Here is a 23,563-nt window from a genome sequence, read left to right as displayed (position 1 = left end):
ATTACAACAGTTTCATAATTCCCATAAAAATTAAAACGAATCCCGGAAAAACAGATAGCCTTCGAATCCATACCAGCTCCGAATACTTGTAGCCTATCCGCAATCCTGTAGCCAGAAATGCCCCGCTCGCAAATGCTATTACAGCTGAAGTAAGCCATGGAGTAAATCCGATTAAAGCTGCCCCAATACCAGCGCCAAAGGCATCCAGGGAAAGAGCCACCCCTAGCAACACAGCCTCAGATGCAGATATGTTGCCTGAACGGTCCCTGTCAGCTATAGAGGGCGTACGTAATATTTGAATGACTAACCCAAGCCTCTTAAGCTCTATATACATAATTTCTTTGGCGCTTTGAACAGCCGCCTCGTCCTGGATACCTGCTGCCGCGAAAGCATTCGGCTGATCGATATTTTCTTCTTGCTCCGCTGAATCCTTTTTCTGTGTCACAACCTGATATAAAGCCCATATTCCGATTCCAATCAGGATGATCCCACCAATTCCTTTTGCAACGTCCGGGTCTACAAACCTGCTTATAAAAACGCCAATCTGCATTGACATATAAATAATAAGCCCAGAACATACAGAAATGATGGCTACAGATAATAAGGGTATCCGAATTTTGCGTAAGCCGTACATGACTCCTACACCGAAACCATCCAGACTAACAGCCAAAGCCAAAATCAATAAAGATATAACAGGCAGCAGCATTAATTTTCCCCTCCCGATCGCTTTACCCCTACTATATGAAAAAATGGGCGGAGGGTGCACAACTGATTAAACCCTAACCTTCTTTACACGTTTCTGCTTCGATTTAAGCGGTTGGCATTTGGGGCAAAAGTGGGTTCCACGACCTGCAACAACACTCTTTTCAATTGGCTGGCCACAGGTGTAGCAGGACTCTCCCTTGCGGCCGTACATTTTGAGCTGGTGCTGGAACAATCCAATCTCACCTTGTCCGTTCACATAGGATTTGATCGATGAGCCTCCCGCGGCTACCGCTTCCTGCAGCGTCTTCACTATCGCCTCGAATAGAGCGGCAAGCTCCCGCTTGGTCAATGTATCAGCTTCACGTTCCGGGTGAATACCTGCCAAGAAAAGGGACTCATCCACATAAATATTCCCTATACCGACGATATATTCCTGATTAAGCAGCAGAGGTTTGATCTTGGTTGATCGACCCGATAGCTTGCTGCTAAAAGCGGCTAAGGTGAAGTTATCATCCAATGGCTCGAGCCCGAGCTTTTTCAGCGGATTTTCCTCTAATTCACGTCCCTTTGGGAAAAGATGCATAGTCCCGAATTGACGAACATCTTTATAACGAAGCTCGCTGTCGTCTGTAAAATGGAATACGACATGCGTATGAGGCTCCAATGGGTCCAACTGATCATATAACCCATACCTGCCTTCCATCCGCAGATGGGACACCAGGGTGAAGTCATCCATCATAAAGCAAAGAAACTTGCCTCTGCGCTCAACGTTTTGAATGGTCTGTCCGGCGAGCAGCAAGCAAAATTCCAGCGGCTCCTCCGGCAGCAGTATTATTCGGTTCAAATGAACCGTAACGTGGTCAATCTTCTTTTGTAAAACTAATTCGTTCAAGGTCCTTCGTACCGTTTCAACCTCTGGTAATTCCGGCATGATGATTTCACCTCAATAAACATTATTAATTTTGCACAGCGGCATTGAAGCGAACCGCTGTGTTGTTTTGGCCGACCATGCAGCAGTGACTCGCGAATTTTCCTCACCTTGTACATCCGAAACGTTAATAGAGAGAACTACTGTAAAGCTTGTCCCGCAGGGACAACAGCGATCCCCTATCACGGTATCCAAGTATAACCGTTCTCTTACGGGTGTCCAGAGGGCGTAGCCCTTGGAGCCCTCCCGGCGGGGAGGGTTTGGGTGGGGATGCATGGTTTGGGTGGGGGACTACCTTACTTCGCTTCATACCAGTTTGATCCGGTATCGACATCGGCTTTCAATGGAACGTCTAGTGATAGCGCATTTTCCATAACATCTTTTACAGTTGCTTTCATAATTTCAATTTCTTCTTTAGGAACCTCGAATACCAATTCATCGTGCACCTGAAGCAGCATACGGCTCTGCAAGCCGTCCTGCTTCATCCGTTTATCCATTTGTACCATGGCCAGCTTGATAATGTCAGCAGCGGTGCCCTGTATAGGTGTATTCATCGCTGTCCGTTCAGCAAATGAGCGCAGGTTGAAATTGGAAGCCGTAATCTCAGGCAAATAACGTCGACGCTGGAGCAAAGTCGTTACATATCCGTCCTGACGCGCTTTTTTTACAATGTCATCCATATATTGGCGAACCCCTTGGAATACGAAAAAATACTGTTCAATAAAAGCAGACGCTTCCTTACGGGTAATGTTCAAGTTTTGCGATAAGCCGTAATCACTGATGCCATACACAATACCGAAGTTAACGGCTTTGGCCTGCCGGCGCATATTGGAATCGACTGCTGATTCAGGCACACCAAACACATCCATCGCCGTTTTCGTATGAATATCCATATCCTTCAGGAATGCTTCCATCAGCCTCTCATCCTGCGAAATATGGGCTAGCACACGAAGTTCAATCTGCGAATAGTCAGCGGTTAATATCGACCAGTCAGGCCTGGAAGGTACGAATACCTTGCGGATTTTACGGCCTTCCTCCAGACGGATCGGGATATTTTGCAAATTCGGGTACTGACTGCTCAAACGACCAGTCGCGGCAATCGTCTGTTTGAAATACGTGTGTACTTTGCCTGTTTCACCGCGAACCTCTTTCAATAGTCCTTCCACATAAGTGGACTGAAGCTTAGCCAATGTCCGGTAATTGAGAATATGGCCGATAGCCGGGTGATAAGGCTCCAGCTTTTCAAGCACTTCAGCATCAGTGGAGTAGCCTGTTTTCGTTTTCTTCACAGCAGGCAGCTGCAGCTTTTCAAACAATATTTCTCCAAGCTGCTTAGGCGAGTTAATGTTGAACTCCGTTCCTGCCGCTTCATAAATGGATTTCATGATGGATTCCAGCTGAACCGCGAGCTCTGAACCGTACTGCTTCAGACCTTCAACATCTACCTTGATTCCCTTTTTCTCCATCGATGCAAGAACACTGGCCAAAGGAAGCTCCAGCTCGTAGAACAGCTGATGCATACCATTGCTCTCCAGATCGATTTGCATCGGCTCCATCAATTGTTGAACAGCCGTTACTTTCCGGCACAAATGCTCACAGATGACTTCGGCCGCGGGAATTTGAAATTTGGCGCCTTTGCCGAATACATCCTCGTCCGCCTTCAAGGAAGACAAGCCATATTTAGCCGTTAGGCCGTTCAAAGTTAAAGACGACTCCGTTGGATCAAGCAGATAGGCAGCAAGCAGCACATCAAAGGACGATCCGCACAGACTAAGTCCTTGCCAGCCCAAAGCCACTTCAGCCCGATGTTGATCGTAGATGGCTAAAGATTTATCCGGAGATTCCACCCATGCTCTTAGAGCCTCTGAATGAGTTCCTCCTTCGCGCAGCAGCTCAAACGGCACATAGTAGCAAGTATCCTGCGAAGCTAACGCTAAACCAAGCACATACCCGGTATGTGGATTATCCCCCACCACTTCAACATGCAGTGCTTTCACTTGAGGCAGTGCTTCAAGCAGCTCCGGCATGCGCTCCCGGTCTATAGCAACCGTCTGGATTTCTTCCTGTGGAGACTGTTCAGAGTCCAATGATGTATCCGCACCACCGAAATCCATTTTATCCAGCAGCGATTTGAACTCCAGCTTGCGGAACATTTGGGCTAGAGCTTGTCCTTCATAGCCTGTATAAGCTAATTCATCCCATGTAGAGGTAAGAGGCACCTCGCGGAATATGGTCGCCAGCCCCTTGCTCATCCGAGCGTCTTCCGCATGCTCTATGATCTTTTCCTTCATCTTGCCCTTAATTTGATCTGTATTGGCCAGAACGCCTTCCACGGATTCGAACTCGTGCAGAAGCTTAAGCGCTGTTTTCTCCCCTACTCCTGGAATCCCCGGAATATTATCGCTCGTATCTCCCATCAAGCCCTTCAAATCAATAATTTGATTCGGAGTTAGACCGTATTTCTCCTTAATATAAGGAGGATCGTACAGCTCAACCTCGCTGATGCCTTTGCGCGTCAAAGCGATTTTAACTTGATCGGATGCCAGCTGCAGCATATCCTTATCTCCACTTACAACAACTACTTCCATGCCGCCTTTTTCATCAGCCATTCTGGTCAATGTACCTATAATATCGTCAGCTTCGTACCCGTCAAGCTCGAACTGGGAAATACCGAAAGCTTTAATCAATTCCTTCAATAATGGAAACTGCTCGGACAGCTCCGGAGGAGTCTTGGCCCGCCCACCTTTATATTCTGCATAATCCTTATGTCGAAAGGTTGCTTTCCCGGCGTCGAATGCTACCAGAAAATGGGTCGGCTTCTGTTCGTCCAGCAGCCTTAACAGCATCGTTGTAAATCCGTATACTGCATTCGTGTGTAAACCGCTCGAATTACTCAGTAACGGGAGCGCAAAAAAAGCGCGGTAAGCAATACTATTGCCATCGATCACTACTAATTTAGACATGATTACACCTCATTTTCCATACTAACTCTATGATAGCATAGGATAATGCAATTAGAAAAACTATTCGATTTCCATTCATAAAGATATAAGGATGCTCGTAGCTTCTCATTGGTCTTAGCAGTAACTTTTCTTGCAATATTAGACTTGTTCAGCTCCGCTGGAAACCTACAAAATCTGATATTATAAAAAAAGCATAAGCTTCTACTCCTGTCCAAGGGGGTGACACCTCCAGCTTGCGCATAAACATAACTATCAGGTAAAACGCAAGCACGAACGGAGGTAGTCGATCATGAGTATTCAACACCGAACACATGACAAGAAAGCCATTTGCTTCGACGTTAATCAAACCCTTATTTATCAGGGTGTTCATTTTGAGCAGGCATTCCTTACCGTATGGAACGAGTATTCCGCCCGTTGGTCACGAGACGACGAACCCCCTCGGGCTGTTGGACTATGGGAGGCTTATCAAGCTAACTGGCAGCAGCAGAAAAAACTCAAGGGCGTTAAGCTGCAGCTCGATGAATTGCAGCAGAAATGCCTGATGGACGCTCTTAAGGAATTGGAAATCCCGGTGCATCAGCACTTTCCCATCGATTTCTTCCGCATGGTCCGCAATCACCGACTAGCTGCCAAATCGCTCGCTCCAGGTGTAGTGGATACGCTTCGTGAACTCTCACCCCACTACAAGCTGGCGATTATTAGCAACAGTCCGCGCAGCGAGGTCATTCACCTGCTGGACAGGTTTGGACTTCATCCTTTTTTCCCCAACGAGCGTATCTTTACAGCGGTTAAGCATGCAGACAAGAAGCCTGGTACTCCGCTTTTCAAAACGGCCGTACGCACATTGGACCTGTCTCCGCGGCAAGCGGTTATGGTCGGAAATTCTTGGAAGCACGATGTATATGGGGCGGTTAAATCCGGTATGGATGCCGTATGGATACAGCGGCATACCGATGGATCAACAAAAAAAATTTCCCAGCAAAAGCTCGGGAAACGGAATGTATTCTGTATTCAGCAGATGGATCAGCTGTTAGAGCTGTTTTCGTAGACAATCTCATTAATCTGTTCCTCCGCAATTGAAGGCAATCCTATTCGCTCGCTTACAAATACGCTGCCCAGCTTCGACTTGGACTGCTTCTTGAGCTTAGCCGCCGCCTGCGATATTTCCTCCAGCGTAACGGCTGCTTCATTCTCGCAAACGATAAGAGATAAAGATATCGTAACACCACTCGTATCAATACGGTTGCCGCTGCGATCCTCAACATAAGACCAATCGTCGCCTTCATAAAACATTCTTACTCCTTGGTCAAAGCGGCGAATTAGTTCTACACACAGCTTCTCAGGTATATCCGTGGAGGTAAGCGCGATAAAATCATCCCCTCCGATATGACCGACAAAATCAAAAGGCATGCCGCATACGACTATGGATTGCTGAATGACATCTGCCGTATACTGGATCAGCTGATCACCTTTTTGAAACCCGTATCTATCATTAAACCACTTGAAATAATCCAAATCCGCATAAATTACGGAAAATTTTCTCTTCTCCAAGAGACGTTTATTCATTTCCCTGTGAATCTGAATGTTGCCCGGAAGTCCGGTCAACGGGCTAGCTACCTTGGCTGTCTCCATACGAGCGTTTGTTATACATTCCAGAATCGATCTAATGGAAGCGGCGCCCGCCATTCTGCCTTCGCTTGTAATGATCACCAAATCATATAAGTTCGTATTTCGCGAGGTCGCCAACTGGGATACGGTTTCAACCGGTGTATTCTTCTCTACGATTAGAGGGTTCGAATCCATAGCCTGATCGATGGTCCGGTTCCAGAATAGAGAGAATCCATACTGACCAGCCAACTGCTGGAACAGCCGTTCCCTCATAATCAAGCCTACTGGAATCTTATCGGATACAACAACAGCTCCAACTGCATTACCGTTTTTCTTGAAATAATTGGCCACCTCAGAAATAAGGGACTTGGAATCAAATTCCTGAATGGGTGCTGTCAGATCGCCAATAGCCCATGTACTGCCAACAGAATCATGAATTTTTCGATGCTGCACAATTTGTTTAACCATTTCGGTATCAACCGACAGCTTTTCCAAGCCTGGCCTTCCTAGCAAGAAGCCTTGTCCATAATGGACGCCCATTCGGGTCAAATGAAGCAGCTCTTCGATACACTCGATTCCCTCGGCAATAACCTCAATATGAAGCTTTTTGGCAAAGGTCACGAAGGTTTCCATTATATATTCCTTAGTTTTATGCAAATGAATGTCTTGGACCAAAGAGCGGTCAACTTTTATAAAATCCGGCTGAAGCTCCGCAATCGCTTGTAAGGAAGAATACCCCGCACCAGCATCATCAATGGCAATGCGATAGCCTTGACTACGATAGTGCTCCAGCACCTGCTTAGCCATGGAGAAATCATCAATCGAGCTGCGCTCTGTGATTTCAAACACTACATTGCCTGGGGTGAGTCCACGGGCATGCAGCAATTCCATCGTTTTACCTGAAGCAAACTGCGGATCCTGTAAAATGGCGGCAGGAATGTTGATAAACAGCAGCTCCTGACCTTTGGAAAAAAACGAGCCTCTAATGGCCATTTCACGGGCGAGCCAGTCCAGTGGATATAGCATACCTTCTCTTTCTGCATACTCAAACAATCTTACAGGCGATTGAAAAGGACTATTCTCTGGCCCGCGGGTCAACGCCTCATAACCTGCAATTGCACCGTCTTTCAGGGAAACGATCGGCTGATAAACGGAGTGGATCAATCTATGCTGAAGAATTTGTTGGAATTGCTCCCGGTAAAAAGCACCGTCTTCGCCCATACTTATCATCGATTTGTCAGTCGCCATTTTCATCCCTACTCCAGTAAAATGCTTGATAGTGTTAACTATAGCACAGGAAATTCATCCCAGTGTTAAATGTCCCCCTTGCCTTTTGTTAAGTTTATGTTAATGAAAAATAATAAAAACTGCTATTCGATACCCTCTCAATGAAGATACATTCGATTCTTAAAGGCAACACCACTGCAATTAATAAAGTGAAGAACAATAACGGAAGCGCTCGTTCCTTTATCACCCGAAAAGCACAAAAAACAGAGAGATACGGGAACAGTTTGTTCCTTTATCACTCTGTTTTTTGTGCTTAGTTCTTCGATTCCCCCAAATAAAGGAATTCCGACTTCCGCTACCATCTAAATCTGAAGTCGGCAGACGGAATAACGGAACTCTTAGTTCCTTTCAAATCCTCCATGGCACATACCAGCTTCGCCGCAAACCAATTATAAGCCCGATTGACGCAGCCTTTCCCCAATAGCAAGAACATCCTAAGTATCGGTGACCTGAAAGCCCAAGTGATTTAAAACACCGTCTTTTTCAAAGGGACGAATGTTCAATGAAAAATGCAATGAAGAATCATCGAGTTCAAATTTTGCGTAAATGTCTTGGATTTTTGCAGACTCCACTCCAAAACACTTTTGCAGAAAGCTATCGACTAACTAAATCCTTACAGTTTACAGGACATGCATACGTTTTACCTTTAAAATATCTCCCTTGGAATGCTCGTCTTACTTCCCTTCGTGTAAGAACTGCTCTATTCGTTTTTTGATATCATCACGAACGCTTCTGAAATGTGTCATTATTTCGTCTTCTGTTCCCGTTGCTTTAGCGGGGTCGTCAAATCCCCAATGCCATTTCACCACATTATTATTCGAAATAACCGGACAATGCTCATCCGCATGACCGCACAAAGTAATTACATAATCAGCACGGTTCAAAATCTCCGGATCAATGACATCAGAGCTATGGCTGCTAATATCGACACCTATCTCCTTCATTACTATAACTGCTCGCGGATTCAGTCCGTGTGCTTCAAGTCCTGCGCTTTTTACTTCATAACGATCTGAGCCTAATGCCCGAAAAAATCCATCCGCCATCTGGCTGCGGCAGGAGTTGCCTGTACACAAAAAATAAATCAGTGGTTTGTTCATGTAATTCCCTCTTTTCATTTCATAATGAATTTATGAGATTAACCGCAGCCACAAGTACAACCCGGTTAACGTAATAAACAGCGTTGGCACCGTCAAGACGATCCCTATTTTAAAATAATAGCCCCATGTAATGTTCACCCCTTTGCGGGATAAGACATGAAGCCACAGTAAAGTGGCCAATGAGCCTATTGGAGTCATTTTGGGGCCCAAATCCGAGCCAATGACATTCGCATAAATCAGAGCTTCACGAATGGCACCATTCGTTTGTGTGCCCTTAATTGCTAAAGCATCAATCATCACGGTGGGCAAATTGTTCATAACTGAAGATAGGATCGCTGCGATGAATCCCATCCCTAGCGTTGAAGCATACAGACCGAAGCCCGCCATAATTTGTATGACCTCGCCCAGCTTATCTGTAAGCCCCACGTTCTGCAAACCATATACAACCACATACATACCTATAGAAAACACAACGATTGCCCAAGGTGTATTCTTGATGACCTGTTTCGTTTCGATAACCTCACTTTTTCTCGCCATTATAATGAAACTAAAAGCCGCTGCACCTGCAATAAGGGATACTGGTATTGAAATAAACTCACTTAAGACATATGCGACTAATAGAATGGCTAAAATGAACCAGGACATTTTAAACAGCTTGAGGTCTTTAATTGCTTCAGCCGGCTTCTTCAGCTGCTCCATATCATAGTTTTTGAGAATTTTTTTACGAAACAAAAGATATAACACCAAGATACTGGCAGCTAGCGAAAATAAACTGGGCACAATCATTCGGCTCGCGTATTCCACAAATCCAATTCCAAAATAGTCTGCCGAAACGATATTCACTAAATTACTGATAATGAAAGGAAGCGAGGTTGTACCCGCTATAAAACCGCTAGCCATTTAAAAGGCAGAACCATACGCTCCTCAAATTTAAGTGCCTGAACCATCACCAAAACAATTGGGGTTAAAATCAGAGCTGCTCCATCATTAGCGAGCAAGGCAGCTACAACGGCACCGAGCAGAATGACATAAATAAACATTAACAAGCCATTCCCCTTAGCTATTCGCGCCATATGTAACGCTGCCCATTCAAATACACCAATTTCATCTAAAATAAGCGAAATGAGAATGATACCTACAAAAGTTAAAGTAGCATTCCACACTATGGAGGTAACAAGCCAAACATCACTGAAACTTACAACCCCAAATATTAATGCCAGAGCGGCGCCGCCCATAGCAGACCACCCAATATTCAAACCCTTAGGCTGCCAAATTACAAATACCAACGTGATGAGAAAAATAATGCAAGCTGCGTAAAGCATACGACCTCCCGAAAATCTTGAAGTAAGCAAAAACTGTGTTCATTAACATCCACACTGTGTTTCGCATTCGCGAAACATTTAACATCAGTCCTCCGTTTAATTACAGCATTCATTATCTTTGCCAGTCAGTTTCCCTAGCGAATCCTGCTGAGAAGGAAGATGAGCCAGCAGCTCAGCCATATAAGGTTTATCTTGAACGGATAGTGAGTAATACACCCACTGCCCCCTCTTGCTTTCTCTAACAAGTCCGCCATCCTTCAGCTTTCGCATATGCTGGCTAATATTAGGTTGGCTGGTTTGCAATACATCGACAATTTCACATACACATAGCTCCTTCTCAATTAACAAAGAGATAATAGTAAGTCTTGTCTTATCCCCCAACAGCTTCAGCACGTTAGCCATCTGTTCAATTTCAACTACACTCATGAGGTTCTCTCCTTTCTATACCTGCTTACAAGAGCATTTCAAACGCCTTGCATTTCATATACATTATTATATAACTACTTACTTATATACTAAAGTTGAGGTTTTGTAAATAAAAATTCTAATAATTTAGGCTCAAAACCAAAATCAGCGCTTGACGAAGTCATTCGATTTTGTCTCCATGTCCAGCCTAGCCCTGGACAAAACTTAAGAACGATAGTGACAGCGCACACGACTTTATTCCAAATTTATTCGATTCGAAACTATTGCCTTCTCCCAAAAACCTGCATCTATACAGTCTTTGTGCCGGTATATCCGATGTCTTATTGAATTCATGCAAATGTGCATTTATTTTTTTATTTATAGCTGAAGCGGACCGTTTTCCATGAAAATGGATGTACTTTTGCAGCTTTGTTCTCTCTACAGCAATTCCAGTAGGTAAATAACTGCGTTTTTGCAGGATTTTGTGAGGGCTTGTGGCTGGATGATTATGCGGACTTGTCGCTCAATGAGGATCAAGACTGATTTTGAGGTTGAGCCATAATTTATATAAAGTTTACCGCTGTCGCCCCTTGACATACCGCGGGTCGGTTTGTATACTATAGGAAATAACACAGACCGTCGGTCGGTATGGAGTAAAGAAGGGATGCTGAGGATTATCGATTCAAACAATACCAATCCGAGCTTACTGCTGCTGCTGGCAGCCGCAGAAGAGCTGATTCGTGAAAAAGGCTGCCGCGCTACAACTTTGCAAGATATTATTAATAAAACGGGACTGTCCAAGGGAGCCATTTATCATTATGTTTCCAGCAAGGATGAGCTGTTCGGACTCATTCTTCAATCCAAAGTCAAAGCCATGAACGATAGCTTCCAAGAAGCCATAGCGCGAGCCATGAAAAGCAACGATTCCAATGCCCCCTTTCTTGCTGTAGCCCAGGGACTACATGAATCCAGCAAAGAAAGCAGCGCATACAACAGCATTTTTATTTACCTGCTCAGTCAAAAGGAGAACCCTGCAATCGCTAAAATATTAGCGCAGCTGCAGCAGTACTCCAGAGAGACTACAATCCAATGGATTAAATCGGGTCAGCAGGAGAAGGCTATTCCCCATTCCGTCGATCCGGCTAAAATGGCAGATCTTTTCCTTATATTTACGTACGGCTTACGCGTCCAAAATATAATAGCTCCCACGTCTACAGCTATAGATTCTGCATATTTATACCATATGATCATGACTACCCTAAAACAACAATAACCGAGTTTATAGAACTCAGCTGGAGGAAACCTATGTCCCCATTGATTCGTGGATTACTGTTCACAATCCTTATTAACGGCGCCGCTCCTTTCATTGTCTACTTAATTCTTGAACCTCATATGTCCGGCTTTGCCGCCCTATCGATAGCTACTGTCATACCTATGAGTGATAATCTAATTCATCTGATTCGCCATAAGAAAATGGATGTATTCGCCGCTATTATGCTCTTCACCTTCCTGCTTGGAATCGGCTTGATAGCCATGGGCGGCGATGAAAAGCTGCTGCTGATTCGAGAATCATTCATCACCGCAGCGGTAGGTCTTCTGTTTATAATCTCCTTGTTGTTCCCTAGACCGCTTATTTTTCATCTAGCCATGAGGTTTAATGTGAAAAAAGATCCTCAGGCCCAACAAGCTTTTGCAGCAAGATGGAATTATGCTTACTTTCGCTATGTATTGAGGCTGATGACACTCGTTTGGGGATTTATTCTGCTTGCAGAAGCAGCCGTGAGAGTAATATTGGTTTACGAGCTATCGACCGCACAATTCTTAATTGTTTCGAATTTTGTATTTTATGGGTTCATCGGCGCAGCTATATTGTGGACGGTAGCATACCGTAAACATTCCAGCAAGCGGCTTGCTGATATTATTCGATAAGAAAAGCTTCTATTCGAAGCCCATCGATGAAGATACATTCGTTTCTTAGCAGCAAAAAGAGCCGGTCTCCCGGCTCTTGTCTTTTAAATATTCAAATCCTTGCGCTTGCCCGTTACCATATAGATGACGCCCTCACCAATATTAGTTGCATGATCCGCCACCCGCTCCAGATAATGCGCTACAAACATGAGATGAGACAGCTGTCTGTTCCGAATAAGATCTTGGCTCATTAAGCCGATGATTTCCGTCATAAGGATACTGTATAGCTTATCTACCTCGTCATCCTTCTCAGCCAAAGCTGCTGCACGATGTATATCGCCTTCAGTAAATGCCAGCAAGCTTTCATGAAGCATGTTTTTGACAAGCAGCGCCATTCTCGGTATATCCTCAAGCGGCTTGATCAATTCTTCGCCTGACAGGCGAATCGTAACTTTTGCAATATCAACTGCATGATCTCCAATACGCTCCAAATCCGTGGCAATCTTTAATGCCATACCGATTAATCTTAGATCACTAGCCATTGGCTGCTGCAATGCAATCAAACGCAGGCAGCTCTCCTCAACGCCTAACATCAACTCATCGATAACATCATCCTTGGCCACGATCTCTCTGGCAAGCCCTTCATCCAATGCAGACAATGATTCGACAGCCTTGGATATGGACTCTTCTACAAGCCCTCCCATGCGCAGCAGCGCTTTCTTCAGTTCATCAACGGATTGATGAAAAATAATCCTGGTATCCATATATACACCCTTTCTATTGACCTGTTTATTATCCGAAACGTCCCGTAATATAATCTTCCGTTCTTTGATCTGTTGGGGCTGTGAAAATCTTATCCGTTTGGTCGGATTCAATTAATTCTCCATTCAGGAAAAAGGAAGTATAGTCCGAAATTCTGGCTGCCTGCTGCATATTGTGCGTTACAATAATAATCGTATATTTTTCTTTTAACGTTTGTGTAAGCTCCTCAACCTTCAATGTGGAGATAGGATCCAACGCAGAGGTAGGCTCATCCATCAAGAGAACATCAGGCTCTACCGCCAACAGGCGAGCGATGCATAAACGCTGCTGCTGACCGCCGGACAGTCCCAAAGCAGATTTATTCAAACGATCCTTAACCTCATCCCATAATGCAGCTTGCTTCAAGCTTTTTTCCACAATTTCATCCAGCATCGCTTTTTTCTTGATCCCATGAATTCGAGGACCGTAAGCAATATTATCATAAATACTCATTGGAAACGGATTAGGACGCTGAAACACCATGCCGACTTTTTTGCGGAGTGAAACGACATCCGTCTCTTGATCATAAATATTTTGACCATCCACATAAATTTTGCCGTCAATCTTAACAATATCAATAAGATCATTCATACGGTTTAACGTTCTTAGAAAGGTCGACTTTCCGCAGCCCGAAGGGCCAATCAACGCCACGATAGAATGATTCCTGATCTCCAAGCCAATATTAATTAACGCTTGATTGTCACCGTAGTACAAATTAAGCTTCTCTACTTTAATCTTATGTTTTTCTATCATGATTATTTCCCCCCGGTCAGTCTTTTTTGCAGCATTCGGCTAGGAATGCCAATTAACAAGTTGAAGATTAGAACGACGATCAGGAGAAGCGCGGCGCTTCCTTGAGCAATTTTTTTGGCATCAGGAACAATAGCTTCAGACTGTACGTACCATAGATGAGTAGCCAAAGTTTCTCCCATCGCCAGAGGATTCCAATCCGGAAAATACCTGGAAACGGACAAACCGGCTGTATATATCAAAATAGCGGATTCCCCTAGAGCCCGTCCTGCAACCAGTGTTATACCGGTAATTAAGGTAGGCAATGCTGCTGGCAAGAGCACCTTACGTATCGCCTGCCAGCGGGTTGAGCCAAGTGCAAGCGAAGCTTCCCAGTACGAATCCGGCACAGAGCGCAAAGATTCCTCTGTAACCCTCACCAGGACAGGCAAATTCAGCAAGGATAAGGTTGCAGCCCCGCCAATGATTGAAAATTTCAGCCCCATCAGGTTTACAAACAATAGAAAACCGAACAAACCAAAAACGATGGACGGAACTGAGGATAAGGCTTCTACAGAGATACGGATGAAATCAGTAAAACGATTTTGTTTAGCATAAATAGTTAAGTATACGCCTGATCCAATTCCGATTGGAACGGAAAATAGCAAGGATAGGAATAAAATATAGAAAGAGTTGAATAGCATTGGTCCAACGCCGCCGCCTGCCACAATTTCCTGCGGCTTACCTGTAATGAAATTCCAGGATAGCTGCGGAAGTCCATCACCCAATATTCGAATCAAGAACCACGCTAACAGTAATATAATAACGATGCCGACTGCCCAAAAATATAGGGTAGCGATGCGATCCGTACTTTTACTTGTCACTTCACTTCACTCCTCTTGGAAACAATTCGAATCGCTAGAATCATAGTCAATGAAATCAACAGAAGCACTAACGCCATTAAGTACAAGGAGTTATTCCAGGCTGTCCCATAGTTTGTATTCCCCATGTCCTTAACAATCGCTGTCGTAAGCACAGTGGTCGATTCCAATAACGATCCTGGCATTTGCGGAGAGTTACCAATAACCATAAACACCGCCATCGTTTCACCGATTGCTCTGCCCATCCCCAGAATGATGCCTGTTATAATTCCCGGCCGTGCGGCTGGAACAAGCACCCTCCAGATCGTTTGCCAGCGTGTCGCTCCAAGTGCTAACGAAGCTTCCTCCAAGCGGCCAGGCAGAGCACGAATTGCATCCTCTGAAATGGATAATATCGTTGGCAATATCATAATGGCCAAAATGATAGCGGCCGGCAAAATTCCATAACCGATAGTTCCTGTCATCTTAGCCAAAGCAGGTACAATGACAGTCAAACCAATTAAGCCATATACAACGGATGGAATACCTACGAACAAATCAGTTGCAGGCCTCATAATCTCGCGCACCCAATTAGGAGCGATTTTTGCCATGAACACGGCACCAGATAATGCCAATGGCACGGAAAGTACAACAGATAAAAGCGTAAGCAGCAACGTGCTGTATAGAAACGCGAAGATACCAAATTCACCCTTGGTAGGTGTCCATTCCGTTGAAAAGAAAAATGTCCACGGTGATACATCACTGAATGTTTTAACGCCTTGAATCCCTACGAAAGAAATGATGGAGAAAATAATTGCCGATACCATAATCGCGCTGCTGACAAAAATCCACTTCATCACTTGATCCGTACGGTTTTGCCTTTTAGTCCATAGGCTTACCTTTTTATTAACCTTTTCTCTTTCAGTGAGTTTATCAGCAAAAGAATTCACAACCATTGCCCCCTTATTGTAATCAACTGAATCACGATAAATTGCGACCGCGCTCAGCTGCGTTATGAATCGAAGTTCACTTACTTGCTTTATTCATCATAGTGGACGATTGTAAACACCATACAAATGAATTGTTAAGGGAATGTAAAATTTACTCAAAAGATGACATTTTCCATTTTTGACGACCTATGTACATACAAAAAAAGACATGGTTATATAAACCATGCCTTTGTAGTGCAATGCTTCTATTACTTTTTCAATAGATTTGCTGGTAAGAATTTAAGCTCTTCTACTCTTTTACCTTGGAAATCAGCACTTGTTACATAATCAAGGAATGCTTTAACCGCATCTTTTGCCTCGCCTTTAGTATACATATGCTCAACACCGTACAATGGATATTTACCGTCTTTAATTGTATCTTTGCTGAAAGCAACGCCTTCGAATTTCAAAGCTTTAATAGTGTCGTTCAGGTAAGGTGTATCTACATAACCAACAGAACCTTTAGTTGAACCAACTGTAGTTGCAACTGCACCGCTGGACTCTTGAGTAACGCCGTCTTTAGTAAATTCTTTACCATCAAGAACGATTTGTTTAACTAATGCTTTGGAGCCTGAGCTATCAGGACGGTGAACAACAACAATTTTCTCGTCATTGCCGCCAACTTCTTTCCAGTTAGTGATTTTGCCCATGAAAATATCAGCAGCCTGAGCTTTAGTAAGGTTATCGATATTTACATCTTTATTAACAATCAATGCGAAAGGAGCGATAGCTGCAACGTGGTCAACCAAACCTTTGTCTTTATATTCAGGACCTGCTTCAATGTCGGAGTTACCAATATCGGAAGTACCGTCAGCTACGTTTTTCAAGCCTGTGCCTGAACCGCCTGCAGTTACATTCACAGTTACTTTAGGATTTTTCTCCATAAACTCAGTAGCTGCTTGTTTAACTAATGGAAGTAGTGCGCTGGAACCAGAAGCTGTTACTGTGCCGCTAATTTCTTTAGCTGGCTCAGGCTTCTTATCAGGTGTTGCTGCCGGTGCTGGTGCTGGTGCTGCTGGTGTTTTCGTATCAGGTGCTGCTGTGGTTCCGCAAGCTGCAAGGACCCCCATCATTAAAATCGCCATAAGTACAAAACCGAACCCTTTTTTCGAAAACTGCTTCAACATCTCTGTATGTCCTCCCTTTAACCTTCTGTTTTTTGTTTACTTGGTTATCTTATCAAGCGATTGTAAAGTATGAACCCACAAAACGTTAACGGAATGTAAAACTTTTAATCTGTCGGATTTTAACTCTTCTTTTACAAAAAACAGACTCAGGCTTAATAATCCTTCCATATAATGAGAGAAATAAAGAGAAAAAAGTAGATTCTTGTCTCATCTAAATTTATGAGAAGGATGGAGGGGTTTTAATTGATACAAACAATGAACACACTATTAAGGAAGATGTCCAAAAGACCCAGCATGACATTGAGGATGAAGCTTTTGCTTGGTTTTTCCGGTATGCTGATCCTCTTTCTGGCTGTGGCCTTGTACAACTTACAGCAAGTGCATAATATTAAAGAGCATCTGAATCAGCAAAACGATAAGGTAGAGCTCAAGCTGATGGCTTTGGAACTTAAGGAAATGGTACAGGAGCTTAATATCATCGCCTCTGGCTTGGAGATTTCCAAAAAGGTTGAATACATACCTAAATATAATGAAAAAAGAAAAATTTACGATGGGATGATTAAACGAATTGGAGAAACAGCAACGACACCCGAGCAAGCCAAGTGGCGCAGCAAGCTAATCTCACTAACCGGTGACTACACGAATACTTTCGATGTTGCAGCTAAATTGATTCAAGAAAACAACCTGCCTCCCAAAGATTTGGACACCAATATGGAGTATTTATATAACGAATCGCAAAAGCTAATGGGAGACATCTTCATTAATGTAGATCAATTTTACGTGGCCTACTCCCATGACGCAGAGCTCGCAGTGGCCAGCACACAAGACTTATTGAATAGCACGGTAACAGTCATGCTGATTGCTTCTGTATTTGTTATCTTTTTCTCACTTGCAATTGCATTACTGTTAATCCGTTCCTTCATCTCTCCTATTAAAAGATTGCAGCAGGCGGTACAGTCAATTGCAGCTGGTGATTTGAGGTTCAAAATCAATAGTAGCTCCAAGGATGAATTAGGATCGCTAAGCAGCAGCTTCGATCAGATGATTGATCAAGTCCGCAGCATGCTCGCTAACACACAAGGCATTGCCTCCTACTTGACTGAGCATTCCAACACATTCCGCAGCTTCTCAGGTTCAACTGCCACGGCTAATGCAGACATCCTCCGTGCCATTAAAGAAATCTCGAATGGTGCTGACCAGCAGGCTTCACAATCGGAACAAAGCTCTTATATCATCGCGGAGTTGGAGCAAGAAATCATAATTATTTCCGAATTTATTCAAATCGTTCAGAACCGCAGTCGTGAAGCAGCATTCAACACTCATGCCGGTTCGACTTCTATGGAAGCATTGAAGCTAGCCTCTGGAACGTCAGAGTCCATCCTTGAGAAAGTCTATCGCGCTATGGAAGGCCTTTCGTCGAGTACTACTCAAATTAATAAAATCGTAAATACAATAAGCGATATATCGCATCAGACCAACGTGCTCGCTATTAATGCAGCTATAGAAGCAGCGCGTGCAGGCGTTCATGGCCGAGGCTTCTCCGTCATTGCCGAAGAAGTAAGACATTTGTCTGCACAAACCAATGAATCATCCAAGATGATTTCTTCTATTATCAGCTCACTTTTAGCGCAAACCAAGGATTTGGAATCTTATTTTGGCGATGCAAGAAAGTCATTTGATCAACAAAACAGCAAGATGGGTGAAAGTATGGAAGCTTTCGGACAAATCCGTGGTTCGATGGACGAGCTATCCGTTCAAATCGACCATATTCAAGAGCAGATCACACAAGCAAAGTCGAAGAACGGCCAGCTTGTTGAATCTGTGCAATATGTGGCTGCTATCGCTCAGGAGACGGCTGCTGGAGTGGAAGAGGTTAGCGCAGCAGCCTCCCAGCAGGATAGCGCCATTCACCAAATCGCCGCCCAAGCCGACGATATCCTTATGTTATCGCAGAAGCTGTTCGAGGAGATTAATAAATTCCAAATTGGTGACTTGGACGAAATGAATTCGGATTCTATAAATGCGGAACATATTAATGAGGATAACAAATCGGTCCTGGAAGGCATATCTTCATTAGAGGGTAAAATAGAGAGTGAAATACTGGAACATACAGATACCCCTCGCCTCACTGGTGAAAAAGATTCGTCCATGCTCCAGGAAGCTGAACAGAAGCTTGAAGCCTCTGTGAAAACTCCGATTGAGCATTCGAAAGAACTTAAAACAGCGCCCGGAGACAGCTCGGGCAAAAAGTCTGAAGCTGAGGCTAAAAAAGAGGATAGCGAAGAAAAGAAGCTGATCACGGCAGGGTAAAGTAAGGATGAGGAAAAGCTGAATACATACTGAGAATTTTCTGCCGCCTGAAAGGTAACTCTAAAGGATCGCACGCTGACTTCCAGCATATGAAAATAAGCACAATCAGACCGCCCTGCGGAAGCTGACTGTGCTTATTTTCATTATTTCACAGCTTTATTTTTTCTTTTTCAATGAGCCAAGGGTCATGTTTTCTGGAAAGTCGAAGCCGCGGCTCTTGGATACTCCCAGTCTTTGGGAAGTATAAATTCCGGTATGTCCCGAGAATAAGTAGCTGATGATACAGGCGAGTAACATATAGATGGCACCCTCTGAGCCGAACAGCTCAATACCGAGTACAAAACAGGCAAGCGGTGTGTTCGTCGCCCCACTAAAGACCGCAATTAACCCAAGAGCAGCGAGAAACGGCATATATAACCCCAGCATTGGCGCCAAGGCATTGCCTAATGTTGCCCCAATAACAAACAGCGGTGTGACTTCGCCCCCCTGAAATCCTGTACCTAATGTAACGGCTGTAAAAACCAGCTTCCCTAGAAAAGCGAAAGTTGTTACTGTTCCTTCAAAAGATTCCTTAAGCAGTGGCAGCCCCAAGCCAAGATAGTCTCTCGTGCCAATCGCATAGGTCAGGATGATGATGATACAACCTCCGATAAAGCTTTTGGCAACCGGATTGTGAATAACACCTGTAAACCATTGTTTTAGTTTATGAGTCAACTCGCTGAAGCATAAACTGACCAAGCCGAATACGATCGATGCTGCCGTTACCTTCAGGAGCACCCCTGCAGTTAGCTCAGGAACTGGCCCCATTACATAATGCATATGGTTGATTCCCCATGCAGTCGTAACACTGTTCGCAACAAGGCTTGCGATGAAGCAAGGCAGCAGAGCCTCGTAGCGGATAAGGCCGATGGCTAACACCTCCAAGCCGAAAACTGTACCGGCGAGCGGCGTGCCGAACACGGAGCCAAACCCGGCGCTAATGCCGCACATTAGCAGGATTTTACGATCAATGGGACCGATGCGGATGAGCTTTCCTAGCCATTCAGACAGGCTTACCCCCATCTGTACCGCGGTCCCCTCACGACCTGCCGAGCCGCCGAATAAATGCGTCAGCACCGTGCCACCCAATACAAGCGGAGCCATACGAAACGGAATGGTCTCACTTCCGTGATGGATTTGCTCCAGAATGAGGTTATTTCCCTTGGAGCTGCTTTTGCCGTATTTCCAATATACCCAGCTCACTAAGGCACCACCTAGCGGGAGCAAATACAGCAGCCAAGGAGCATTCATTCTTGCCTCCGTAGCCACATCCAGGCAATATAGGAATAACGCCGATGCGGAGCCGGCTAATAATCCGACCACACTCGCTATTAGTGCCCATTGCAATAAATACTTCACTATATTCAAATGCAGCTTGCTATCTGCTGACAACATTTTCACCCATTTCCTTATCTGCTGCATCATTCGCCTATTCCGCTCCCCACTCTTTGTTCCCAATAATGATACCGTTATGGAAAAAAAGGCGCAATAGGAGCCGGTAAGAAAAGCTGTTATTCGTCTGGTCATATTCCGGATACAAATGAGTCGAAGCTTTAGCATACGTGTTCGTTCCGTTATAACTTGGAAAGTACAAAAAAAACAGAGAGATACCGGAAGAACTAATTCCGTTATCTCTCGTTTTTGTGCATAGTATTCATCATTCGCCCTGCATAGCGGAATTTCAGTTCCGTTCAGCACCTTCAGAGTACATAGCTACTTCCCCGCTAACTGAATATAAAGAGGAACTCACCTGATGATTTAATACGTAAAAATCTCAACAATTTTAACCAGCAACGCTCGAATAGCGCCTAAGTCCCGCAGACCACAGCCAATAAGCAAGCGTCATTACTACTACTGCCGTAGCAGGCACTCCCCAAGCTGCCCACTCATACTGATGGGAACGGAGCAGGAAAGCTGCCGGGAAAAAGCTGCCGAGTGCGTAAGGAATCACATAGGTCAATAATACCCGCAGCACCGGATGAAAGATTTCTAGCGGATACCGCGTAAAATCATACAACCAGTTGATAGGATAAATGAGCGACCGAATTTCAAGAACCCAGAAGGTCAATACACTAATCGTCAGCAATATGGCGAATTGAATGACTGCGCTGCTGAACAGGGCTATAACGGCATACAGCAGCGACCATACCGTCCAGTCCATCTCCAGGTGTCCTGCCGAATAGATCATAATAGCGATTCCCGTTACCAATTGCCCTACTCCATTCAATTCCTGCGAATTGCCTATCGCTTGAAATAGCGCACCTACAGGGCGGACCATCATCACATCCATCTGCCCTCTGCGAATTAAACCTGTCAGTGAAAACGGAGCATTGAACAAAGCTTGATTCAGCGCCTTGGCTGTCGCCGCGAGACCGAATATAAACACCATCTCATAGAAGCTCCAATCCGCCAGCTTCGGGATGCGTTGAAATATAACAGTTAAAAATAATAATGTGCTTCCTTGGGCGACAATTCCAGCAGCTACGGCTATCATCGTATCAGCGCGGTATTCGATTAATGTTTTTACGTAAACTTTTAAATATTGTCCATACAAACCAATCAAGTACATCATCTGCTGAAACATATTCCGTCTTGGCGCTAACACAAGTATCACCCCCCATTAATTGTCAAGCGTTTGGCTGCTTTCATCCAGAGAAGCCTGCTGATGATAATCATCACAATAGCCCAAGCAAGCTGCTCAAATAAGGATTCAACCATATGCCAGCCGGACAAGCGCCCTGTATATATGGAAAGAGGAATGTATGCCATAGCTTGAAACGGTAAATATTCCAGCACGGTTCGCATGGCAGCCGGGAAAAATTCAAATGGAATCAGGGTGCCGGCAAAAATATCAACCATAGCTCTTTTGGCTATCTGAACTCCGAACGTATTCGTCGTTAAGAACGATATCATCATCACAATGGAGTTCAAGCTAAAAGCTACCAGAAAGCCAATGACTAAACTGACCATGAAGCCAAGCGCCGCATACAGATCCGCTGGTGGCGATATGCCCAAAATAAAAATAAGCAGCAGCATAGCCGGTACATTTACCCACAGCATCTCTACGACGAAGAAACCCGCCGCTTCCACAAATCGCTGCAATTGAAAATCTACAGGACGGATCAAATCAAGTGCTATATCTCCCGATCTAACCCTCCTGGCAACTTCATAGGTAGGTGCACGTTCTGCCGGTGACCATCTGGCAAAGTTAATGGCTTGCCCCACCATCACATAAGTGATAAGCTGCTGCCACGGCATCACGGCATCCGTTGAATACTGATAGATGGCTTTCCATAACATGAAGTATAGAACACTGAACATGAGCGTTGAAACCAAGGTCATAATAAAGTCGAACCTGAATTGCATCCGTTGGCGAACCGCAATCCGTGACATACCTGTTAGGCGCTGTACAGCTTGCAGCATCAGTTAACAGCCCCCTCAAGGGTCAGTTGGCGCTGCTTCTTCGGACTGCCTTCTAATCCTTCCCGGTAGATCCTGCTGATCAGTGCATCCACACTCTCATCTTGCATCGTCAAGTCACGAGGATTATATTTGTCCAGCAGCAGCTTCAATAACTCGGATGTATCGGTCAAATTCTGATCGTATGTAATTCTTAGAACCAGTTCTTCAACCTGAACACTAACTCCCAGTTTATTTGCAAATACTTTGGCGGCTGCCGCTGCCGTATACGGCTCATGGAAAACCGCTCTAATTTGCCGCTCCGTCGCAAAGTTATCCTTAATATACTGTAGGCTGCCATCATAGATAAGCTGTCCTTTATCAATTATCATGGTCCTGTGACAAAGTCTTTCAATATCGTTCATATCATGTGTTGTTAAAAGAAGGGTGACTCCTTTTTCCCGGTTGATCTTTTCAATAAAGGCTCTGATTCGTTCCTTGGCAACTACATCCAGCCCAATGGTGGGTTCATCGAGAAATAAGATATCAGGATCATGCAGCAATGCTGCTAAAATTTCACATCGCATTCGTTGTCCCAATGACAACGTTCTCACCGGACGTTCAAGAAGATGCTCTACTTCCAAAATCTCAGTAAACTCCTGTAAATTTCTATTGTAGTTCTCCCACGAAATACTGTACATATACCTCAGCAGGTCATAGGAGTCTTTGACCGGCAAATCAAATAACAGCTGGCTGCGTTGACCGAACACAACTCCGACTTGATAGCTGCTCAGCTTACGATTTTTATGCGGCGGCATGCCGGCTACCAGAATACTTCCTCCACTCGGCTCCAGAATGCCTGTGAGCATCTTGATCGTAGTCGATTTCCCCGCACCATTGGGTCCCAGATAAGCGACGCTTTCCCCTTTTTCAATGGAGAAGCTAATCCCTTCTACAGCCACAACCTCCCGCTTTTCGGGACTTATCAAACTGCTTAGCATTCCGAAGCGGCCTTTTCTTCTGACAGTCGTTTCGAATACCTTCCTTACTTGGTTCACTTCAATCAACGGCATAGCTCCAAACCCC

The 23,563-nt window shown here is 44.5% G+C and carries 19 protein-coding genes and 1 pseudogene; 4 read left to right on the top strand and 16 right to left on the bottom strand.

Features of this window, described 5'->3' with window-relative positions; genetic code table 11:
- Nucleotide 1: 1 nt before the first annotated feature.
- From ACFQ0C_RS14160 to polA, 3 genes are all read right to left on the bottom strand, one after another.
- Nucleotides 2-703: an MntP/YtaF family protein gene (locus tag ACFQ0C_RS14160; RefSeq protein ID WP_379367957.1), complete on the bottom strand. Its 702-nt coding sequence runs from the start codon at nucleotides 701-703 to the stop codon at nucleotides 2-4.
- Nucleotides 704-772: 69 nt separating this feature from the next.
- Nucleotides 773-1,636 carry a DNA-formamidopyrimidine glycosylase gene (mutM, locus tag ACFQ0C_RS14155; RefSeq protein WP_379367769.1) on the bottom strand — a complete coding sequence of 288 codons (864 nt, stop codon included), beginning with the start codon at nucleotides 1,634-1,636 and terminating at the stop codon, nucleotides 773-775.
- 293 nt (nucleotides 1,637-1,929) lie between these two features.
- Nucleotides 1,930-4,596 (bottom strand): DNA polymerase I, encoded by a 2,667-nt coding sequence (gene polA / locus ACFQ0C_RS14150; protein ID WP_379367768.1) that lies wholly within the window; start codon nucleotides 4,594-4,596, stop codon nucleotides 1,930-1,932.
- Between the two features lie 289 nt (nucleotides 4,597-4,885).
- Between polA and ACFQ0C_RS14145 the strand changes: the two genes are divergently transcribed.
- Entirely contained in the window at nucleotides 4,886-5,644 is a 759-nt protein-coding gene (locus tag ACFQ0C_RS14145) for an HAD family hydrolase (protein WP_379367767.1), read from the top strand.
- Here the strand turns inward: ACFQ0C_RS14145 and ACFQ0C_RS14140 are convergent.
- The 4 genes and pseudogenes from ACFQ0C_RS14140 to ACFQ0C_RS14125 all read right to left on the bottom strand — a co-directional run bounded on the left by ACFQ0C_RS14140 (nucleotide 5,620) and on the right by ACFQ0C_RS14125 (nucleotide 10,336).
- A complete protein-coding gene (locus tag ACFQ0C_RS14140) occupies nucleotides 5,620-7,452 on the bottom strand; it encodes a GGDEF domain-containing protein (protein WP_379367766.1) in 1,833 nt (610 codons plus the stop codon). The two genes, ACFQ0C_RS14145 and ACFQ0C_RS14140, sit on opposite strands and share 25 nt — an antisense overlap.
- 713 nt (nucleotides 7,453-8,165) lie before the next feature.
- Nucleotides 8,166-8,588 (bottom strand): arsenate reductase (thioredoxin), encoded by a 423-nt coding sequence (gene arsC, locus ACFQ0C_RS14135; RefSeq protein ID WP_379367765.1) that lies wholly within the window; start codon nucleotides 8,586-8,588, stop codon nucleotides 8,166-8,168.
- Between the two features lie 30 nt (nucleotides 8,589-8,618).
- Nucleotides 8,619-9,910 (bottom strand): annotated as a pseudogene (locus ACFQ0C_RS14130) (arsenic transporter).
- Nucleotides 9,911-10,006: 96 nt separating this feature from the next.
- A complete protein-coding gene (locus tag ACFQ0C_RS14125; protein ID WP_379367764.1) occupies nucleotides 10,007-10,336 on the bottom strand; it encodes an ArsR/SmtB family transcription factor in 330 nt (109 codons plus the stop codon).
- Between the two features lie 643 nt (nucleotides 10,337-10,979).
- Here ACFQ0C_RS14125 and ACFQ0C_RS14120 point away from each other — a divergent pair.
- Both ACFQ0C_RS14120 and ACFQ0C_RS14115 read left to right on the top strand, forming a co-directional pair.
- Nucleotides 10,980-11,588 (top strand): TetR/AcrR family transcriptional regulator, encoded by a 609-nt coding sequence (locus tag ACFQ0C_RS14120; protein ID WP_379367763.1) that lies wholly within the window; start codon nucleotides 10,980-10,982, stop codon nucleotides 11,586-11,588.
- A gap of 32 nt (nucleotides 11,589-11,620) precedes the next feature.
- Complete coding sequence (locus ACFQ0C_RS14115) at nucleotides 11,621-12,244, top strand: VC0807 family protein (RefSeq protein ID WP_379367762.1); 624 nt, start codon at nucleotides 11,621-11,623, stop codon at nucleotides 12,242-12,244.
- An 83-nt stretch (nucleotides 12,245-12,327) separates the two neighbouring features.
- On the opposite strand, the gene phoU is transcribed toward ACFQ0C_RS14115, so the two are convergent.
- The 5 genes from phoU to ACFQ0C_RS14090 form a co-directional block, all read right to left on the bottom strand.
- On the bottom strand, nucleotides 12,328-12,987 hold the full coding sequence (phoU, locus tag ACFQ0C_RS14110) for a phosphate signaling complex protein PhoU (RefSeq protein WP_379367761.1): 660 nt from the start codon (nucleotides 12,985-12,987) through the stop codon (nucleotides 12,328-12,330).
- Between the two features lie 28 nt (nucleotides 12,988-13,015).
- Nucleotides 13,016-13,777 (bottom strand): phosphate ABC transporter ATP-binding protein PstB, encoded by a 762-nt coding sequence (gene pstB / locus ACFQ0C_RS14105; RefSeq protein ID WP_258212539.1) that lies wholly within the window; start codon nucleotides 13,775-13,777, stop codon nucleotides 13,016-13,018.
- Nucleotides 13,778-13,779: 2 nt separating this feature from the next.
- A complete protein-coding gene (pstA, locus tag ACFQ0C_RS14100) occupies nucleotides 13,780-14,637 on the bottom strand; it encodes a phosphate ABC transporter permease PstA (protein ID WP_258212538.1) in 858 nt (285 codons plus the stop codon).
- Entirely contained in the window at nucleotides 14,634-15,563 is a 930-nt protein-coding gene (gene pstC, locus ACFQ0C_RS14095; RefSeq protein WP_379367760.1) for a phosphate ABC transporter permease subunit PstC, read from the bottom strand. The genes pstA and pstC overlap by 4 nt, the downstream gene beginning before the upstream one ends.
- A gap of 248 nt (nucleotides 15,564-15,811) precedes the next feature.
- Nucleotides 15,812-16,729, bottom strand: coding sequence for a phosphate ABC transporter substrate-binding protein (locus ACFQ0C_RS14090; protein ID WP_379367759.1), 918 nt, complete (start codon nucleotides 16,727-16,729; stop codon nucleotides 15,812-15,814).
- A gap of 243 nt (nucleotides 16,730-16,972) precedes the next feature.
- Here ACFQ0C_RS14090 and ACFQ0C_RS14085 point away from each other — a divergent pair, with 243 nt between their 5' ends.
- Entirely contained in the window at nucleotides 16,973-19,039 is a 2,067-nt protein-coding gene (locus tag ACFQ0C_RS14085) for a methyl-accepting chemotaxis protein (RefSeq protein WP_379367758.1), read from the top strand.
- 156 nt (nucleotides 19,040-19,195) lie between these two features.
- Here the strand turns inward: ACFQ0C_RS14085 and ACFQ0C_RS14080 are convergent, their stop codons facing one another.
- From ACFQ0C_RS14080 to ACFQ0C_RS14065, 4 genes are all read right to left on the bottom strand, one after another.
- A complete protein-coding gene (locus tag ACFQ0C_RS14080; RefSeq protein ID WP_379367956.1) occupies nucleotides 19,196-20,500 on the bottom strand; it encodes a voltage-gated chloride channel family protein in 1,305 nt (434 codons plus the stop codon).
- 361 nt (nucleotides 20,501-20,861) lie between these two features.
- The gene (locus tag ACFQ0C_RS14075) at nucleotides 20,862-21,683 is read right to left on the bottom strand and encodes an ABC transporter permease (protein WP_379367757.1); all 822 of its coding nucleotides are present in this window, start codon (nucleotides 21,681-21,683) and stop codon (nucleotides 20,862-20,864) included.
- 5 nt (nucleotides 21,684-21,688) lie between these two features.
- Nucleotides 21,689-22,501 carry an ABC transporter permease gene (locus ACFQ0C_RS14070; protein WP_379367756.1) on the bottom strand — a complete coding sequence of 271 codons (813 nt, stop codon included), beginning with the start codon at nucleotides 22,499-22,501 and terminating at the stop codon, nucleotides 21,689-21,691.
- A complete protein-coding gene (locus tag ACFQ0C_RS14065; RefSeq protein WP_379367755.1) occupies nucleotides 22,501-23,550 on the bottom strand; it encodes an ABC transporter ATP-binding protein in 1,050 nt (349 codons plus the stop codon). The genes ACFQ0C_RS14070 and ACFQ0C_RS14065 overlap by 1 nt, the downstream gene beginning before the upstream one ends.
- Nucleotides 23,551-23,563: the final 13 nt, after the last annotated feature.

The sequence above is a fragment of the Paenibacillus sp. GCM10027630 genome (assembly GCF_042676305.1).
Classification (GTDB): domain Bacteria; phylum Bacillota; class Bacilli; order Paenibacillales; family NBRC-103111; genus Paenibacillus_S.
Note: the sequence above shows the minus strand (reverse complement) of the source record. Positions and strands in the feature narration are given on the sequence as shown.

Bases quoted from the DNA above. Each gene is read 5' to 3' on its own strand.
- ACFQ0C_RS14080 (WP_379367956.1), bottom strand. From the start codon at position 20,500: ATGCAGCAGATAAGGAAATGGGTGAAAATGTTGTCAGCAGATAGCAAG.
- ACFQ0C_RS14120 (WP_379367763.1), top strand. From the start codon at position 10,980: ATGCTGAGGATTATCGATTCAAACAATACCAATCCGAGCTTACTGCTG.
- ACFQ0C_RS14140 (WP_379367766.1), bottom strand. From the start codon at position 7,452: ATGGCGACTGACAAATCGATGATAAGTATGGGCGAAGACGGTGCTTTT.
- ACFQ0C_RS14070 (WP_379367756.1), bottom strand. From the start codon at position 22,501: ATGCTGCAAGCTGTACAGCGCCTAACAGGTATGTCACGGATTGCGGTT.
- polA (WP_379367768.1), bottom strand. From the start codon at position 4,596: ATGTCTAAATTAGTAGTGATCGATGGCAATAGTATTGCTTACCGCGCT.
- pstB (WP_258212539.1), bottom strand. From the start codon at position 13,777: ATGATAGAAAAACATAAGATTAAAGTAGAGAAGCTTAATTTGTACTAC.
- ACFQ0C_RS14115 (WP_379367762.1), top strand. From the start codon at position 11,621: ATGTCCCCATTGATTCGTGGATTACTGTTCACAATCCTTATTAACGGC.
- ACFQ0C_RS14145 (WP_379367767.1), top strand. From the start codon at position 4,886: ATGAGTATTCAACACCGAACACATGACAAGAAAGCCATTTGCTTCGAC.
- ACFQ0C_RS14065 (WP_379367755.1), bottom strand. From the start codon at position 23,550: ATGCCGTTGATTGAAGTGAACCAAGTAAGGAAGGTATTCGAAACGACT.
- arsC (WP_379367765.1), bottom strand. From the start codon at position 8,588: ATGAACAAACCACTGATTTATTTTTTGTGTACAGGCAACTCCTGCCGC.
- mutM (WP_379367769.1), bottom strand. From the start codon at position 1,636: ATGCCGGAATTACCAGAGGTTGAAACGGTACGAAGGACCTTGAACGAA.
- ACFQ0C_RS14090 (WP_379367759.1), bottom strand. From the start codon at position 16,729: ATGTTGAAGCAGTTTTCGAAAAAAGGGTTCGGTTTTGTACTTATGGCG.
- ACFQ0C_RS14125 (WP_379367764.1), bottom strand. From the start codon at position 10,336: ATGAGTGTAGTTGAAATTGAACAGATGGCTAACGTGCTGAAGCTGTTG.
- phoU (WP_379367761.1), bottom strand. From the start codon at position 12,987: ATGGATACCAGGATTATTTTTCATCAATCCGTTGATGAACTGAAGAAA.